We start from the raw sequence: 16,828 nt of genomic DNA on the forward strand, positions 1-16,828 counted from the left end.
GCGGCCGGCATGCGTTCGACGCCGTCGCGTCAGCGCTTGAGCGCTGCCCGCGCGCGCTCGATCAGCGCGGTCGTCGACGAATCGTGCTTCGCGGGATCGACCGACTCGGCCGACAGGTCGGCTTCGACGACCTTGCCGAGAATCTTGCCGAGCTCCACGCCCCACTGGTCGAACGGATTGATGTCCCACACCGTCGCCTGCACCAGCACCTTGTGCTCGTAGAGCGCGATCAGCGCGCCGAGCGTGCGCGGCGTCAGCGCGTCCACCAGCAGCGTCGTCGTCGGGCGGTTGCCGGGGAACGTCAGGTGCGGCGCGAGCGCTTCCTTGCCGGGGCCGGCGACCTGGCGCGCCTCGTCGAGCGTGCGGCCGAGCATCAGTGCTTCACTTTGCGCGAAGCAGTTCGCGAGCAGCTTCGGATGATGGCTCGCGAGCGGATGCTCGGGCGTCAGCACCGCGATGAAGTCGATCGGCACGATCGTCGGGCCCTGGTGCAGCATCTGGAAAAACGCGTGCTGGCCGTTGGTGCCCGGCTCGCCCCACGTGACGGCCGACGTCGGGTAATCGACGAACGTGCCGTCGAGACGCGCGGACTTGCCGTTGCTTTCCATCTCGAGCTGCTGGAGATACGACGGCAGGTAGTGCAGCGCTTCCGAATACGGCGCGACGAGGTAGCTCTGCGAGCCGAAGAAGTTGCGATACCAGATGCCGATCAGGCCGAGCAGCACCGGCAGGTTGCGCTCGAGCGGCGCTTCACGGAAATGGCGATCCATGTCGTTCGCGCCGGCGAGCAGTTCGTCGAACTGCTCGGGCCCGACCGCGATCATGATCGACAGGCCGACCGCCGACCACAGCGAATAGCGGCCACCGACCCAGTCCCACATTTCGAACACGTTGTCCGCGGCGATGCCGAACTTCACGACTTCGGCCGGGTTCGCCGACACGCCGACGAAGTGCTTCGCGAGCGCGTCCTCGGGGCAGCCGCGCGCGACGAACCAGTCGCGCAGCGAGCGTGCGTTCGTCATCGTCTCGAGCGTCGTGAAGGTCTTCGACACGATGATCGCGAGCGTTTCTTCCGGGTCGACCTGTTCGAGCACGCGCGCGAGATCGGCGCCGTCGACGTTCGACACGAAGTGCGTCGAGATGTCGGGCGTCGCGACATGGTGCAGCGCGTGCACGACCATCTTCGGCCCGAGATCCGAGCCGCCGATGCCGATGTTGATCACGTGGCGGATGCGCTTGCCGGTATAGCCGGTCCACGCGCCGCTGCGCACGGCGCGCGCGAAGGTCGCCATCTTCGCGCGCTCGGCGTTGACCTGCGCATGGAACGGCGCGTGCGGGTCCGTCGCGCGCAGCGCGGTGTGCAATGCGGCGCGGCCTTCGGTCGGGTTGACGATCTCGCCGGCGAACATCGCGTCGCGGCGCGCTTCGACGCCCGCTTCGCGGGCCAGCTGCACGAGCAGGCGCAGCGTGTCGTCGTTGATGCGGTTCTTCGAGAAGTCGGCCGCAAGGCCGCCGCCCGGGACCGTGAAGCGTTCGGCGCGGGTGGGCGCGCGGTCGTTTTCCGGCGCGAACCAGTCGCGCAGCCGTGCATGGCGGATTTGTTCGAAGTGGGATTGAAGGGCAGTCCAGGCGGGGAGCGAATTCAGCGTCATGGCGGTTCGAGTGAAGCGTGAATCGGGAGGAATGCCGCGCCGGCGCCTCGGGATCGGAAGGCCGGCGGACGAGCGGGCCCGCCGTGCGGCGGGGGCACTCAGTATAGCGGCGTTACATGTCGGCGCGCGGCGACGGGTAAAAAAGGCGATTGATCAGCGTGCGCACCATCGGCGCGAGTTCGCCCGCGGTGAGGCCGGCCGGCCCGGTGCCGTGCGCGGTCAGCGTATCGGCCGCGAGGCCATGCAGGTAGACGCCCGCGAGTGCGGCTTCGTACGGCGCGACGCGTTGCGCGAGCAACGCGCCGATCAGGCCGCCGAGCACGTCGCCGGTGCCGCCGGTGGCGAGCGCCGCATTGCCGGTCGGGTTGATCGTCAGGCGGCCGTCGGGCGCGGCGATCACCGTGCCCGAACCCTTCAGTACGACGACGCTCGCGTAACGCGTGGCGAGCGCCTGGGCCGCGGCCAGTCGATCGTGCTGTACCGACGCCGTGTCGCTGCCGAGCAGCCGCGCTGCCTCGAGCGGATGCGGTGTCAGCACGCACGCATTGCCGCGTGTGCCGCGGGCGGCCACGGCGGCCGCGAGGTCGGCGTGCGTCGCGACGAGGTTCAGCGCGTCGGCGTCGAGCAGCGTCACGGCATCGTGCGCGAGCACGTCGCGCACGAGGGTGGCTGCGGCCTCGCGCGTGCCGAGGCCGCAGCCTGCCGCGATCGCGGACATCGCGTCGAGGTCGAGGCCGTCCGCGGGATGCAGCATCAGTTCGGGAAACGGCGGGTCGTACGGCGGCGCGCCGGCGCCGAGAAAACCGACATGCACCTTGCCGGCGCCCGCGAACAGCGCGGCGCGCGCGGCGAGGATCGGCGCGCCGCACATGCCCGTGTCGCCGCCGAGCACCGCGAGGCTGCCGAACGTGCCCTTGTGCGACGCGAACGCGCGGGCGGGCAATGCGGCGGCGAATCGTGCCGGTGCATTCAGCACGATGGCCGGCGCGGCGGGTGGGGCGACGTCGAGCGACGCGATGTCGATCTGGCCGGCGAGGTCGCGGCCGTCACCGGTGTAAAGGCCCGGTTTCGCGCCGATGAAGGTGAGCGTGTGGGTCGCGGCGACCGCGACGCCCGCGCCGACGATCCGGCCCGTGTCGCTGTCCAGTCCGCTCGGCACGTCGAGCGCGAGCACGCGGCCGCCGCGTCGGGCATGCGCGGCGATGCGCGCGGCCTGGGTGGCGAACGGACCGTCGAGCGCGCGACCGAGGCCGATGCCGAACAGTCCGTCGACGACCCAGGCGTAATCGTCGAGCGAGGCGGGCGGTTCGGTCGACAGCGGCACGCCGGCCGTGCGCGCGAGGCCGAGCGCCCATTGCGCATCGTCCGGCTTGACCGGCACGGGCATCCAGGCCTGCGTCGCGACACCGAGCTGCTGCAGCTGCGCGGCGGCCACCAGCGCGTCGCCGCCGTTGTTGCCGGGGCCGACCGCGAACCAGACCGGGCGATCGTCGCCGGCGACCCGTTCGGACAGCCAGCGCGCGGCGGCGGCGCCCGCGCGGCCCATCAGCGTGTGCGGCGGCAGTTCGGCGGTCGCGGCGGCCTCGGCCGCGCGCAGGTCGGCGACGCGCAGCAGCGCGAGCGGGACGGAATCGGGAAGCGGGCGGGTATTCGTCATCGCGGGGTCATGGCGGCGGGAGGAAGCGCCCCGGGACGGGCCCGCGGCGGTCAGGTCGTGAAGCGCGCGGCGCTGAGCGCGGCGAGCGCGTCGGCGGGCCACTGCTGCGTGTCGCCGGCCAGACAGTCTGTCACCACTTTAGCAGACCCGCACGCGAGGCCCCAACCGGCAGGGCCGTGACCGAAATTGACGAACACGCGCGGATGCGGGGTCGGACCGACGACCGGCAGGCCGTCCGGCGACAGCAGTTGCGTGCCTTGCCACGACAGCGCGGCGGAAATCTTCGCGGCGCCCGGCACCCAGTCGTGGACGGCCTGGCCGAGCAGCGCGAGGGCGGCTTCGGACAGCGGCTCGGGGAGCGGCTTCGCGGTGTCGGCGAGGCTTTGCAGCACGGCGCCGCCGCCGATGCGCAGCCGCTGGTGGGTGCGCGTGATCGAGATCCGCTTGATCGAATCGACGACGCTCAGGTGCGGCGCATGTTCTTCGTACGCGACCGGCGCGGTCAGCGTATGCGCGCGGACCGGGTGCAGCGGCAGCCGCCAGCCGAGCCGCTCTAGCAGCGGCAGGCTGCCGGCGCCGGCAGCGACCACGATCGCGTCGGCCGCCATCACGTCGACCTCGTGCGCCTTCTTCGCGTGCCGGCCGCCGGCCGGTGCGAGCTCGATCGCGGCGCGGCCGGTGTCGACGCGGATCGCCGCGACGTCCGCGCCGAAGCGGAACTGCACGCCGTGCTCGTCGAGCGTCTGCTTGACCAGTTTCGCGAACAGCGGGCAGTTTCCGGTGCGCTCGCTCTCGAGCAGCACGCCGCCGGCGAAGCCGGGCTCGGCCGGCACCGACGGCTCGAGCGCCGCGCATTCGTCGGCGGTGAGCACGCGGTACGGCTGGTCGAGCGCGCGCAGCAGGTCGAGCGCCGGCTGCAGCGCTTCCCAGTCGCGCGGGTCGCGCACGACGTGCAGGATCCCGGCTTTCTGCTCGAATTCGAGCTGGAAGCGCGCCTCGATGTCGGCGAGCGACTCGCGCGATGCGTCGATCAGCGGGCGCAGCCGTGCATACTGCGCGGTGAATGCATCGGGTTCGCGCAGCGCGGCGAGCTGCTTGACGAAGCGGCGCACGCCGCCGTTGAAGCCCGGCTTGTAGACGATGCCGGTGTCGCGCGGCTGGCGCTGGCGCATGAAGGTCGGGCCGAACCAGACGTCGAGCGGGCTCGGCAGCAGCGTGCCGCCGTCGCCGTAGGTCGCGCCCTGCGCGACGGTCGCGTGGCGTTCGACCACGCACACGCGATGGCCGGCCGCGCGCAGCTGGTAGGCGGTGGCGACGCCGCTGATTCCGCCGCCGATGACGATGACATCCATGGATTGCTTCGATGACGGGCGGCGCGCACGCCGCCCGGTGAGAATTCGCTGACGGGCCCCCGGCCCGGTGAACCGGGAATGATAGCGCCAAAATCGCGCGAACCGGTGCCACGCAACCCCATCCGATTCCGCCGTCTTGCGGTCACAGGCCACCGCGGCCGCGCACGCCGGCCCGGCGGCCGGCCGGGCGCCGTGGATGCCGGTGCACCGTCGCGGTGCGTGACGGGTGCCGATCAGGGTGCCGATCAGCCGGTCTGGGATGACCGACTTCCGGGTATAATTACGGCCTTCCTTTCGCCCCACGTCGCCACCTCGCGCGACTCATCGACGTCAGTCCAGCCCATGGCTCACTTCTCGTGTTTTCCCGGCGCTTCGGCCCTCTCCGATTTCCGTCAAACCCGTCTGCTCGACACGCTCAGGCAAATCGACGCCAACATCGTCGCGGTACGCGGCCAGTTCCTGCACTTCGTCAATGCGGCCGAGCCGCTGTCGGCCGACGACAGCGCCCGCATCGACGCGCTGATGCACTACGGCGCGCCGTTCGAGCCGGCGGCCGAGAAGGGCACGACCGAGACCTTCGTCGTGCTGCCGCGCTTCGGCACCGTTTCGCCGTGGGCGAGCAAGGCGACCGACATCGCGCAGCACTGCGGCCTCACGCAGGTGCGCCGCATCGAGCGCGGCGTCGAATTCACGGTCACGCTGAAGTCGGGCCTGCTCGGCGGCAAGAAGGCGCTGTCCGACGACGCGCGCGCCGCGGTTGCAGCCGCGCTGCATGACCGGATGACCGAAAGCGTGGTTGCCGCGCGCGACGACGCGAAGCACCTGTTCGACGAGCTGCCGGCCAAGCCGCTCGCGACCGTCGACGTGCTGGGCGTCGGCCGCGCCGCGCTCGAGCGCGCGAACGTCGAGCTGGGCCTCGCGCTCGCCGACGACGAGATCGACTACCTGGTCGACGCGTTCCGCAAGCTCGAACGCAACCCGACCGACGTCGAGCTGATGATGTTCGCGCAGGCGAACAGCGAGCACTGCCGCCACAAGATCTTCAACGCGAACTGGACGATCGACGGCGAAGCGCAGGACATGTCGCTGTTCGCGATGATCCGCAACACCGAGAAGCTGAGCCCGCAAGGCACGATCGTCGCGTATTCGGACAACTCGTCGATCATGGTCGGCGCCGAAGCCGAGCGCTGGTTCCCGCGCAACGCAGGCGCGGCCGGCGAGCCGGGCGAGCGCTACGGGCGCCACACCGAGCTCACGCACACGCTGATGAAGGTCGAGACGCACAACCACCCGACGGCGATCTCGCCGTTCCCGGGCGCGGCGACCGGCGCGGGCGGCGAGATCCGCGACGAAGGCGCGACGGGCCGCGGTGCGCGTCCCAAGGCCGGCCTCACGGGCTTCACGGTGTCGAACCTCGACCTGCCGGACGCACGCCAGTCGTGGGAGAACGCACGCGACGCGGCGCAGCCGGTCGCCGAGCGCAACCCGAACGAGCAGCACGGCCCGTATGGCCGTCCGGACCGCATCGCGTCGCCGCTGCAGATCATGATCGACGGCCCGCTCGGCGGCGCCGCGTTCAACAACGAATTCGGCCGCCCGAACCTCGGCGGCTATTTCCGCGTGTACGAGCAGAACGTCGGCGGGAAGGTGCACGGCTATCACAAGCCGATCATGATCGCGGGCGGCCTCGGCAACATCGCGGATCAGCACACGCACAAGCACGACGTGCCGGCCGGCTCGCTGCTGATCCAGATCGGCGGCCCCGGCATGCGGATCGGCATGGGCGGCGGCGCGGCGAGCTCGATGGCGACCGGCGCGAACACGGCCGAACTCGACTTCGACTCGGTGCAGCGCGGCAACCCGGAAATCGAGCGGCGCGCGCAGGAAGTGATCAACGGCTGCTGGCAGCTCGGCGCGGAAAACCCGATCCTGAGCATCCACGACGTCGGCGCGGGCGGCCTGTCGAACGCGTTCCCCGAGATCGTCGACGGCGCGGGCAAGGGCGCGCGTTTCGAACTGCGCAAGGTCGCGCTCGAGGAATCGGGCCTGTCGCCGCGCGAAATCTGGTCGAACGAGGCGCAGGAGCGCTACGTGCTGGCGATCGCGCCGGCTGACCTGCCGCGCTTCGAGGCGATCTGCGCACGCGAGCGCTGCCCGTTCGCGGTGGTCGGTATCGCGACCGACGAACGCCAGCTGAAGCTCGTCGACGACGAAGCGACGGGCGTCGAGGAATACCCGGTCGACATGCCGATGGAAGTGCTGCTCGGCAAGCCGCCGCGCATGCACCGCGACGTCACGCGTGTCGCGACCGAGCGCGCGCCGGTCGACGTGACGGGCGTCGCCCTGTCGGAAATCGCGGTCGACGTGCTGAAGCACCCGACGGTCGGCAGCAAGTCGTTCCTGATCACGATCGGCGACCGTTCGGTCGGCGGCACGTCGGTGCGCGACCAGATGGTCGGCCCGTGGCAGGTGCCGGTGGCCGACTGCGCGGTGACCGCGCTCGACTACGCGGGCTTCAAGGGCGAGGCGATGACGATGGCCGAGCGCACGCCGCTCGCGGTGATCGACGCGCCGGCCTCGGGCCGCATGGCGGTCGGCGAGGCGATCACGAACATCGCGAGCGCGCCGATCGCGTCGCTCGACAAGCTGAAGCTGTCGGCGAACTGGATGGCCGCGTGCGGCACGGCCGGCGAGGACGCCGCGCTGTTCGACACGGTCAAGGCGATCGGCATGGAGCTGTGCCCGGCGCTCGGGATCGGCATCCCGGTCGGCAAGGACTCGTTGTCGATGAAGACCAAGTGGGACGAGCAGGGCGTCGCGAAGGAAGTCGTGTCGCCGGTGTCGCTGATCATCTCCGCGTTCGCGCCGGTCGAAGACGTGCGCCGTCACCTGACGCCGCAACTGCGCCGCATCGCCGACGCAGGCGACAGCGTGCTGATCGCGATCGATCTCGGCCGCGGCAAGAACCGCATGGGCGGCAGCATCTTCGCGCAGGTCACGCAGCAGGTCGGTGACACGACGCCGGACGTCGACGATCCGGAAGACCTGAAGCGCTTCTTCAACGCGATCCAGTCGCTCAACGCGCAAGGCAAGCTGCTCGCGTACCACGACCGCTCGGACGGCGGCCTGTGGGCGACGGTGTGCGAAATGGCGTTCGCGGGTCACGCGGGCGTGTCGCTGAACGTCGACATGCTGACCCTCGACCCGAATCACGAATCCGACTACGGCGACGCGAAGGACTGGGCGAAGCAGACGAGCGGCCGTCGCGAGGATCGCACGCTGCGCGCGCTGTTCTCGGAAGAACTCGGTGCCGTCGTGCAGGTGCGCGCGGCCGATCGCGACGCGGTGCTCGGCGCGCTGCGCGAGTTCGGCCTGTCGGCGTGCTCGCACGTGATCGGCACGGTCAACGATCGCGACGTGATCGAGGTGTACCGCGACGCGAAGAAGGTGTTCGACGCGCCGCGCGCGGAACTCCATCGCGCATGGGGCGAAGTGAGCTGGCGCATCGCGCGCCTGCGCGACAACCCCGCCTGCGCGGACGCCGAATACGACGCGCTGCTCGATGCGGCCGACCCGGGCATCTCGCCGGTGCTCACGTTCGATCCGGCCGACGACATCGCAGCACCCTTCATCGCGACGGGCGCGCGCCCGCGCGTCGCGATCCTGCGCGAGCAGGGCGTGAACTCGCACCTCGAAACGGCATACGCATTCGACCGTGCGGGCTTCGACGCGCACGACGTGCACATGAGCGACCTGCTGGCCGGCCGCGCGACGCTCGCCGATTTCGCGGGCGCGGTGGCATGCGGCGGCTTCTCGTACGGCGACGTGCTGGGCGCGGGCGAAGGCTGGGCGAAGACGATCCGCTTCAACGCGAATCTCGCCGACATGTTCTCGGCCTTCTTCGCGCGCCCCGACACGTTCGCGCTCGGCATCTGCAACGGCTGCCAGATGCTGTCGAGCCTCGCATCGATGATCCCGGGCGCCGAAGCATGGCCGAAGTTCACGCGCAACAAGTCCGAGCAGTTCGAGGCGCGCTTCTCGTTCGTCGAAGTGGAGAAGTCGCCGTCGATCTTCTTCGCGGGGATGGAAGGCTCGCGGATTCCGGTGGCGGTCGCGCACGGCGAAGGCTATGCGGACTTCTCGCAGCAGGGCGACATCGATCGCGTCGCGGTCGCGATGCGCTACGTCGACCACCGCGGCGAAGCGACCGAGCGTTATCCGTTCAACCCGAACGGGTCGCCGGCCGGCATCACGTCGGTCACGACGGCCGACGGCCGCTTCTCGGTGCTGATGCCGCACATGGAGCGCGTGCACCGCACGGTCACGATGAGCTGGCATCCGGAAGGCTGGGGCGAGGCGAGCCCGTGGATGCGCGTGTTCCGCAACGCACGCCGCTGGATCGGCTGATGTTCGATCCGCACGCGCCGGTCGAGATCGTCACGCTGCGCGATGAGCGCGCGAGCGACGTCGAGGAGATCGGTCGCGTGATCGTGGCCGCGTTCGCGGACGCGCCGCAGCACGGCGCGTTCGAGCGGCGGATCGTCGACGCGTTGCGCGCGGATGGCGCGCTCGGCGTGTCGCTCGTCGCGGAGCGCGACGAGCGCGTGATCGGCCATGCCGCGTTCTCGCCGGTCTCGATCGGCGGCGAGCCGGCAGGCAGCCAGCAGTGGTACGGGCTCGCGCCGCTCGCGGTACTGCCCGAATGCCGGCGCCAGAGCATCGGCGCGGGGCTCGTGCGTGCGGGGCTCGACGCGTTGCGCCGGCTCGGCGCGCGCGGCTGCGTCGTGCTCGGTGATCCCGGGTACTACGCGCGTTTCGGTTTCGTGCCGTCCGGCGATCTCGTGTTCGTGGATGCGCCGCCCGAGCATTTCCTCGCCTTGGCATTCGATGACACCGCGCCGCGGCCATCGGGCGACGTCCGCTATCACGACGTGTTCCATCCGGTGTAACGGTTCGGTGCGCCGGCCGTGTGCGATCTCGCCGGACTCGACCGAATGAACTGAAAAGCCGCTTCGACGCGGCTTTTTCTTTGCGTAGCGCCGTTTTCGTCATCCATTCTTCCTGTCCCGCCCGCCGACCGGCGCAATCGCGCCGGCCAATCGCGTTTCAGTGATCCGGCACACGCAGCGGATCGTCCGCCCTTGCTACGGTGTCCGCGTCAACGGGAGTCATCGAAATGAATTCGGACAGCAACAGCGGCCGCGCAGGCGAGGCGCGCGCGCAACTGCACTCGATCCAGATCCTGCGGGCCGTTGCGGCGCTGCTGGTGGCGTTCTGGCATTTCGCCGCCGCGATGCCGCTCTATCACCATGCGCCCGCATGGATCAACACGGGCAATTTCGCGGCGATCGGCAATGCGGGCGTCGACCTGTTCTTCGTGATCAGCGGCTTCATCATCTTGCATACGCATCGCCGCGATGCGGCCGGATGGGCCGCGGCCGGCCGGTTCCTGAAGCGGCGGGTGCTGCGGATCTATCCGTTGTACTGGATGTGGACCACCGCGCTCGTGGCGATGTGGAGCGCGCATCTCGTGCTGAAGAGTCATCACGCGACGCTCCATTACCTGATCTGCTCGTACCTGTTGTGGCCGGCGGCGAATCCGGACGGTATCTGGCGGCCGTTTCTGGAGCAGGGCTGGACGCTCGGCTACGAGATCTACTTTTATCTCGCATTCGCCATGGCGATCGCGCTCGGCTTGCGCCGCCTGCTGCTGCCGTTTCTCGCGTCCGCCTTCCTGACGGTCGGCGTGGCCTGCCACCTGCTCGGTGCGCCGACGTCGGTCACGATGCTGACCGGCGCGCAACTGATCGGCGAATTCCTGCTCGGCATCGTCGCGGCGACGGCGTATGCGGTCGTGCGCGATCGCTGGACGCCCGCCGCGATGCTGGCCGCCGGCCGGATGCTGGTCGTCGCGGGTGTGCTCGGGCTGCTCGGCGCGGCGCTGGCCGGCGCGGACGGTGTGGGCAATCCGCCGATGGAGCTGTTCGTGGGTCATGCGCCGCGTGCGCTCGTCTACGGCGGTCCGGCGTTCCTGCTGGTGCTGGGCGCGGTGCTGATCGACCACGTGCGACCGGTCGCGGACAGCGCGCTGGTGTTGCTGGGCAACGCGTCGTATTCGATCTACCTGACGCACAACTTCGTCGTGGCGGCCGTCGCGACGGCGCTCAAGCACGGCGTGGGGCAGCAGGTCGGTGCGGACTGGATCGTCGCGGGCGGTCTCGCGCTCGTCGCCGTGGTTGGGGCAGGTGCGTATCGGCTGATCGAGCAGCCGGTACTCGGCGTGCTCGCGAGGACGTTCGCAACCGACCGGGCGCGTGCGCAATCGGCGGCGCCGGCGAAGGCGTAGCGCGATGTGCATGCGCTGGCGTTGACGTCGGGATCGGCGCGAGTGCGAGTGCCGGCACGGGCCGGCGATCGCGATACGTGTGACGATGGCGACGCGTTGGTTGCGCTTCGGCGCGCACTGCAAGCGCGCATGAAAAAGGCCGCTCCAGGGAGCGGCCTTCGCGTGGGCGATCGTCGCCGACGTTACTGGATTTTCGCCTGCTGGCGCAGGCCTTCCTCGAACGCCTGCAGCTTCTGCTGCACGAGCTGCTGCGCGATCTGCGCCTTCACCTGGTCGAACGGCGGCGGGGCGATGTCGCGGACGTCGTCGACACGGATGATGTGCCAGCCGAACTGCGTCTTCACCGGCGCGTCGGTCATCTGGCCTTTCTGCAGCTTCTGCGCCGCGGCCGCGAACTCCGGCACGTACGCCTTCGGGTCGGACCAGTCGAGGTCGCCGCCGTTCTTGCCCGAGCCCGGATCCTTCGAGTATTGCTTCGCCAGGTCCTCGAACTTCGCGCCGCCCTTGATCTTCGCGATCAGGTCCTTCGCCTGCTGCTCGCTGTCGACGAGGATGTGGTGCAGGTGATACTCGCGATTGCCGCCGGCACCCTTCACGAGGTCGTCATAACGCGCCTTCACTTCCGCGTCGGTCGGCTGGTTCTTCTTCAGGAAGCTCTCGATCATCGAGCGCAGCACGACCGTCTGCTGCGCGACGGCGACCTGCGCCTTCACGTCCGGGCGGTTCGGGATGCCTTCGCGGATCGCTTCCTGCATCAGGATTTCGCGGTTCACGAGTTCCTGGCGCACGGCCTGCTGCAGTTGCGGGCTGTCGGTCTGGCCTTGCTGGACGAGTTGCGCGACCATCGCATCGGCGCGCGACTTCGGAATCGGCGTGCCGTTGACGACGGCGATGTTCTGGGCGAATGCCGGTGCCGCTGCAAAAGCAGCCGCCGCGACCCACAGGCGGGGGGATTTCAGGATCATCGGGAATTCCTGTTGAGACTAGATTGAAGATTCGTTGAATTCTTCGGGCGTGTAAGCCACGATCGCGAGCGCGTGAATGCCGCGCTGCATCGCATCAGCGAGCGCATCATACACCAGCCGGTGCCGCGCGACGCGCGGCTTGCCCGCGAACGCGGCCGACACGATCGTGACCGTGAAGTGGCCGCCGGCAGCGGCGCCGGCGTGACCCGCGTGCTGCGCGCTGTCGTCGCGCACCGCGAGCGACAGCGGCGCGAGCGCGGCGGTCAGGCGCGCTTCGATCAGCGCGATGCGTTCGTCGGGCGAGGCGTCGAGGAAAGCGTCGGTCATGTCATTCGTCCTTCAGGTACTTCGTGAGCCACAGGCTCTGCAGGATGATGAACACGACCATCGCGCCCGTCGTGCCGAACAGCTTGAAGTTCACCCACTGCGATTCGGTGTAGTTGTGCACCACGTACAGGTTCGCGACGCCGAGCACCGCGAAGAACAGCGCCCATGCGACGTTCAGCTTGTCCCACACGGGGTGCGGCAGCGTGAGCTGCTTGCCCATCATCTTCTCGATCAGGTTGTTGCCGAACGCATAGCGCGCGGCGAGCAGCCCGATCGCAAACAGCCAGTACAGCACAGTCGGTTTCCATTGAATGAATTTCTCGTCATGCAGGACGAGGGTAGCGCCGCCGAACACGACGATCACGCCGAGACTGACCCACAGCATCGTGTCGACCTTCCGGTGCCGGAAGGCGACCCACGCGACCTGGGCCAGCGTCGCGACGATCGCGACGGCGGTGGCGGTGAAGATGCCCCAGACCTTGAAGGCGGCGAAAAACAGGATGATCGGAAACAGATCGAACAGGAATTTCATGGCGCTCGCAGCTGCGTGAAAGGCCGCATCGCGCGGCCTTTCACCGTTGTGGGGACCCGCCGGGCGCCACCGTCCGGGATCGGGGCAGCCGAGCAGGCTGTCCGACCGATCCGTCCGGTGCCGCTCATTCGTTTTCGGGTCGGGACTCGAAGTTTAACGCAGCCGAATTGATGCAGTACCGCAAACCGGTCTTGTCGCGCGGGCCGTCCTCGAACACGTGGCCGAGATGCGCGCCGCAATGGTTGCAGCGGACCTCGACGCGCACCATTCCGTGCGAGCGGTCGATCTTCTCGTCGATCACCTCGCCGTTGAGCGGCTTGAAGTAGCTGGGCCAGCCGCAGCCCGAATGGAACTTGGCGCCGGATTCGAACAGCGGCGTGCTGCAGACGACGCACTTGTAGATGCCGGCGTCCTCGGTGTCGGTGTATTCACCGGTGAAGGCGCGCTCGGTCGCCGCATGCTGCGTGACCTCGTACTGCATCGGCGTGAGCCGGCGGCGCAGTTCGGCGTCGTCCTTCTGGTACGGGAAGGTCTTGTCGTCGGAATCGTGTGACATGTGGGAGTTCTCCTGATCGGTCGGTCGGGTCACGACGAGCAGCTCACTTCGAGCGACCCGGCCCAGTCGGGCGGCAATGCCGCATAAGCTTCATGTTCCGGTTGTTCGTCGAACGGGCGGCGCAGCACCTGCGCGAGTCGTTCGACTTCGGAAAAATCCTTTTCCTTCGCGCGCCGGATCGCGACTTCGGCCAGATGGTTGCGCAGCACGTATTTCGGGTTCACGCGATTCATCGCGGCCGCGCGGGCCGCGTCGTCGCGCGTTTCCTCGGACAGCCGCGCGCGGTAGAGGTTCGCCCATGCGTCGAACGCGTCGCGATCGATGAACAGGTCGCGCACCGGCGCGTCGCGGCTCGCGTCGTGCTTCGAGATCTGCGCGAGCCGGCGGAACGTCAGCGTGAAGTCCGCATGGCTCGCGTGCATCGTTTCGAGCAGCTTGTTCGCGAGCTCGGCGTCGTTCTCGCGTTCGAGCTCGAGGCCGAGCTTCGCGCGCATCGCGCGCTCGAGCGCCGGACCGAAGCGTTCGGGAAACTTCGCGAGCACGGCCTGCGCGTCGTCGACCGCGCGCTCGGCGCGCGCATCGTCGTCGGCGATGCCGTGCTGCAGCCCGATCAGCGGCAGCAGCGCCTGCGCGAGGCAGTAGCAGTTCCAGTGCGCGATGCGCGGCTGCATCCGGTACGCGTAGCGGCCGCTCGTGTCGGAGTGGTTGCAGATGTGGTTCGCGTCGAACGCGTCGACGAAGCCGAACGGGCCGTAGTCGATCGTCACGCCGAGGATCGACATGTTGTCGGTGTTCATCACGCCGTGGCAGAAGCCGACGGCCTGCCACTGCGCGACGAGGTCGGCCGTGCGCAGCGTCGCGGCTTCGAGCAGCGCGAGGTACGGATCGTCGGCGTCGCGGCATGCGGGATAGAAGCGCTCGATCACGTGATCGGCGAGCTGGCGCAGCAGGTCCGGGCGATCGTTCGAGAAGAAGTGCTCGAAGTGGCCGAAGCGCACGAAGCTCTCCGACACGCGCGTGACGACGGCCGACGTCTCGATCTCCTCGCGCACCACCGGCTGGTCGGAGCCGATCACCGTGAGCGCGCGGGTGGTCGGAATGCCGAGGTGATGCATCGCTTCCGAACACAGGAATTCGCGGATCGACGAACGCAGCACCGCGCGGCCGTCACCCATCCGCGAATACGGCGTGCGGCCGCCGCCCTTGATCTGCAGTTCGTAGCGCTGGCCGTCGCTGCCGGCGAGTTCGCCGATCGTCAGCGCGCGGCCGTCGCCGAGCTGGCCGGCCCATACGCCGAACTGGTGGCCGGAATACACCGACGCGTACGGCATCGCGCTCGCGGGCCAGTCGCGCGTCGGGTTGCCGGCGAACAGCTCGGCGAATCCGGGTTGGGCGGCGAGCGACGCCGGCAAGCCGAGCAGGCGCGCGACTTCGTCGGAAAAGCCGACGACGTACGGCGCGGGCAGGGGTGCTGCCGGCAGCCGCGTATGAAACGCGTCGCCGAGTGCGACGAACGCGCCGACGGCCGGCGCGCCGAGCGTGGCGGCGAGGTCGGGGAGAGTGTCAGCCGTAGCGGCTGCGCTTCGGGAAAACGACATGTTGAGCGCCTCTGGGTAAGCCGATATTGTAAGGCGGCGCCGCGCCGCCCGCATGGCGGCCCGCGCGCCTTGCGCCAGGCCGGTCCGGGCCGTGGACGGGTTGCAGGCTGGCGCATCGCTTCGAGGCTGGTCACCGATTCGCGTCCTTCCGGGAGAACAAGACGATGGGTAAGCCGTTGCTGGGCCAGATGATGGACATGCCGTTGCTGGTGTCGTCGCTGATCGCGCATGCCGCGCGTTATGCGGGCGACACGGAGATCGTGTCGCGGCGCGTGGAAGGCGACCTGCATCGCTACACGTACCGCGACTGCGAGCAGCGCGCGAAGCGCCTCGCGCAGGCGCTCGCACGGCTCGGCGTCGAAGCGGGCGATCGTGTCGGCACGCTGGCCTGGAACGGCTACCGGCATCTGGAGGCGTACTACGGAATCGGCGGGATGGGCGCCGTGTGCCACACGATCAACCCGCGGCTCTTTCCCGAGCAGATCGCCTACATCGTCAATCACGCGGAAGACCGCTACGTCTTCTTCGACATCAATTTCGCGCCGCTCGTCGACGCGATCGCGCCGCAGTGCCCGAACGTGAAGGGCTGGATCGCGATGACGGATGCCGCGCACCTGCCGTCCGGCGCGACGCCGTACCTGTGCTACGAAACGCTCGTCGACGCCGAGGACGGCCGCTACGACTGGCCGCGCCTCGACGAACTGCAGGCGTCCGGCCTGTGCTACACGTCGGGCACGACCGGCAATCCGAAGGGCGTGCTGTATTCACATCGCTCGACGGTGCTGCACGCCTACGGCGCCGCGCTGCCCGACGCGATGAACCTGTCGGCGCTGGACGCGGTGCTGCCCGTCGTGCCGATGTTCCATGTGAACGCGTGGGGGCTGCCGTACGCGGTGCCGCTCACCGGCGGCAAGCTGGTGCTGCCCGGCAAGGACCTCGACGGCAAGTCGCTGTACGAACTGATGGAGGCCGAACGCGTGACGTTCTCCGCGGGCGTGCCGACCGTGTGGCTCGGGCTGCTGAACTATATGCGCGAGGCCGGCGTGCGCTTCTCGACGCTGAACCGCACGGTGATCGGCGGTTCGGCGTGCCCGCCCGCGATGCTGCGCACGTTCGAGGACGAATACGGCGTGCGCGTGATCCACGCGTGGGGAATGACCGAGCTGTCGCCGCTCGGCACGCTCGCGAAGCTCAACTGGGCGCAGTCGCAGCGGCCGCTCGACGTGCAGCGCCGGTTGCTGGAGAAGCAGGGGCGCGTGATCTGCGGTGTCGACATGCGGATCGTCGGCGACGACGGCCGCGAACTGCCGTGGGACGGCGTCGCGTTCGGCGAGCTGCAGGTGCGCGGGCCCTGGGTGATCGATCACTACTTCAAGGGCGATACGTCGCCGCTGTCGGACGGCTGGTTCCCGACCGGCGACGTCGCGACGATCGACCCAGACGGCTTCCTGCAGATCACCGACCGCAGCAAGGACGTGATCAAGTCCGGCGGCGAGTGGATCAGCTCGATCGACATCGAGAACGTCGCGATCGCGCACCCGGGCGTCGCCGAAGCCGCGTGCATCGCGTGCGCGCACCCGAAATGGACCGAGCGTCCGCTGCTCGTCGTGGTGCCGCGGGAGGGGGCGAACCTGACCCGCGACGCGCTGCTCGCGTTCTACGAAGGCAAGGTCGCGAAGTGGTGGGTGCCCGACGATGTCGTGTTCGTCGAATCGCTGCCGCACACCGCGACCGGCAAGCTGCAGAAGCTGAAGCTGCGCGAGACGTTCCGCGACTACGTGCTGCCGACGGCGCGCTGCGCACCGTAAGCCGCGGCCGCCGACGGCCCGCCGCGCGGTCGCCC

12 protein-coding genes are annotated in these 16,828 nt (G+C 69.2%); 4 read left to right on the forward strand and 8 right to left on the reverse strand.

What is annotated here, in order from left to right; translation table 11 throughout:
- Positions 1-29 precede the first annotated feature (29 nt).
- The 3 genes from pgi to DIE12_RS05045 form a co-directional block, all read right to left on the reverse strand.
- Positions 30-1,652, reverse strand: a complete 1,623-nt coding sequence (gene pgi, locus DIE12_RS05035; protein WP_124520066.1) for a glucose-6-phosphate isomerase — start codon at positions 1,650-1,652, stop codon at positions 30-32.
- 112 nt (positions 1,653-1,764) lie between these two features.
- Complete coding sequence (locus DIE12_RS05040) at positions 1,765-3,309, reverse strand: NAD(P)H-hydrate dehydratase (RefSeq protein WP_124520068.1); 1,545 nt, start codon at positions 3,307-3,309, stop codon at positions 1,765-1,767.
- A 50-nt stretch (positions 3,310-3,359) separates the two neighbouring features.
- The gene (locus DIE12_RS05045) at positions 3,360-4,661 is read right to left on the reverse strand and encodes an FAD-dependent oxidoreductase (protein WP_124520070.1); all 1,302 of its coding nucleotides are present in this window, start codon (positions 4,659-4,661) and stop codon (positions 3,360-3,362) included.
- Positions 4,662-5,003: 342 nt separating this feature from the next.
- Between DIE12_RS05045 and purL the strand changes: the two genes are divergently transcribed.
- From purL to DIE12_RS05060, 3 genes are all read left to right on the forward strand, one after another.
- Positions 5,004-9,068, forward strand: a complete 4,065-nt coding sequence (purL, locus tag DIE12_RS05050; RefSeq protein WP_124520072.1) for a phosphoribosylformylglycinamidine synthase — start codon at positions 5,004-5,006, stop codon at positions 9,066-9,068.
- Positions 9,068-9,610 carry a GNAT family N-acetyltransferase gene (locus DIE12_RS05055; RefSeq protein ID WP_124520074.1) on the forward strand — a complete coding sequence of 181 codons (543 nt, stop codon included), beginning with the start codon at positions 9,068-9,070 and terminating at the stop codon, positions 9,608-9,610. Before purL ends, DIE12_RS05055 begins: the two co-directional genes overlap by 1 nt.
- A 227-nt stretch (positions 9,611-9,837) precedes the next feature.
- On the forward strand, positions 9,838-11,007 hold the full coding sequence (locus DIE12_RS05060; RefSeq protein ID WP_124520076.1) for an acyltransferase: 1,170 nt from the start codon (positions 9,838-9,840) through the stop codon (positions 11,005-11,007).
- Between the two features lie 182 nt (positions 11,008-11,189).
- Here DIE12_RS05060 and DIE12_RS05065 read toward each other — a convergent pair whose 3' ends face one another.
- From DIE12_RS05065 to DIE12_RS05085, 5 genes are all read right to left on the reverse strand, one after another.
- Positions 11,190-11,972, reverse strand: coding sequence for a peptidylprolyl isomerase (locus DIE12_RS05065; RefSeq protein ID WP_044843666.1), 783 nt, complete (start codon positions 11,970-11,972; stop codon positions 11,190-11,192).
- A gap of 18 nt (positions 11,973-11,990) precedes the next feature.
- Positions 11,991-12,299 (reverse strand): BolA family transcriptional regulator, encoded by a 309-nt coding sequence (locus DIE12_RS05070; protein WP_124486242.1) that lies wholly within the window; start codon positions 12,297-12,299, stop codon positions 11,991-11,993.
- 1 nt (position 12,300) lies between these two features.
- Positions 12,301-12,831: a septation protein A gene (locus tag DIE12_RS05075; protein WP_006753406.1), complete on the reverse strand. Its 531-nt coding sequence runs from the start codon at positions 12,829-12,831 to the stop codon at positions 12,301-12,303.
- Between the two features lie 124 nt (positions 12,832-12,955).
- Positions 12,956-13,387, reverse strand: a complete 432-nt coding sequence (gene msrB / locus DIE12_RS05080; RefSeq protein WP_059529717.1) for a peptide-methionine (R)-S-oxide reductase MsrB — start codon at positions 13,385-13,387, stop codon at positions 12,956-12,958.
- Between the two features lie 29 nt (positions 13,388-13,416).
- Positions 13,417-14,985: a YdiU family protein gene (locus DIE12_RS05085; protein WP_124520078.1), complete on the reverse strand. Its 1,569-nt coding sequence runs from the start codon at positions 14,983-14,985 to the stop codon at positions 13,417-13,419.
- A 164-nt stretch (positions 14,986-15,149) separates the two neighbouring features.
- Here DIE12_RS05085 and DIE12_RS05090 point away from each other — a divergent pair, with 164 nt between their 5' ends.
- Positions 15,150-16,793, forward strand: coding sequence for a 3-(methylthio)propionyl-CoA ligase (locus DIE12_RS05090; RefSeq protein ID WP_124520080.1), 1,644 nt, complete (start codon positions 15,150-15,152; stop codon positions 16,791-16,793).
- The last annotated feature ends 35 nt before the right edge of the window (positions 16,794-16,828 follow it).

Origin of the sequence: Burkholderia sp. Bp9015 (assembly GCF_003853505.1) — a bacterium.
GTDB lineage: Bacteria > Pseudomonadota > Gammaproteobacteria > Burkholderiales > Burkholderiaceae > Burkholderia.

Excerpts from the sequence above, each read along its gene's own strand:
- pgi (WP_124520066.1), bottom strand. The coding sequence starts at position 1,652 with ATGACGCTGAATTCGCTCCCCGCCTGGACTGCCCTTCAATCCCACTTC.
- DIE12_RS05040 (WP_124520068.1), bottom strand. The coding sequence starts at position 3,309 with ATGACGAATACCCGCCCGCTTCCCGATTCCGTCCCGCTCGCGCTGCTG.
- DIE12_RS05045 (WP_124520070.1), bottom strand. The coding sequence starts at position 4,661 with ATGGATGTCATCGTCATCGGCGGCGGAATCAGCGGCGTCGCCACCGCC.
- purL (WP_124520072.1), top strand. The coding sequence starts at position 5,004 with ATGGCTCACTTCTCGTGTTTTCCCGGCGCTTCGGCCCTCTCCGATTTC.
- DIE12_RS05055 (WP_124520074.1), top strand. The coding sequence starts at position 9,068 with ATGTTCGATCCGCACGCGCCGGTCGAGATCGTCACGCTGCGCGATGAG.
- DIE12_RS05060 (WP_124520076.1), top strand. The coding sequence starts at position 9,838 with ATGAATTCGGACAGCAACAGCGGCCGCGCAGGCGAGGCGCGCGCGCAA.
- DIE12_RS05065 (WP_044843666.1), bottom strand. The coding sequence starts at position 11,972 with ATGATCCTGAAATCCCCCCGCCTGTGGGTCGCGGCGGCTGCTTTTGCA.
- DIE12_RS05070 (WP_124486242.1), bottom strand. The coding sequence starts at position 12,299 with ATGACCGACGCTTTCCTCGACGCCTCGCCCGACGAACGCATCGCGCTG.
- DIE12_RS05075 (WP_006753406.1), bottom strand. The coding sequence starts at position 12,831 with ATGAAATTCCTGTTCGATCTGTTTCCGATCATCCTGTTTTTCGCCGCC.
- msrB (WP_059529717.1), bottom strand. The coding sequence starts at position 13,387 with ATGTCACACGATTCCGACGACAAGACCTTCCCGTACCAGAAGGACGAC.
- DIE12_RS05085 (WP_124520078.1), bottom strand. The coding sequence starts at position 14,985 with ATGTCGTTTTCCCGAAGCGCAGCCGCTACGGCTGACACTCTCCCCGAC.
- DIE12_RS05090 (WP_124520080.1), top strand. The coding sequence starts at position 15,150 with ATGGGTAAGCCGTTGCTGGGCCAGATGATGGACATGCCGTTGCTGGTG.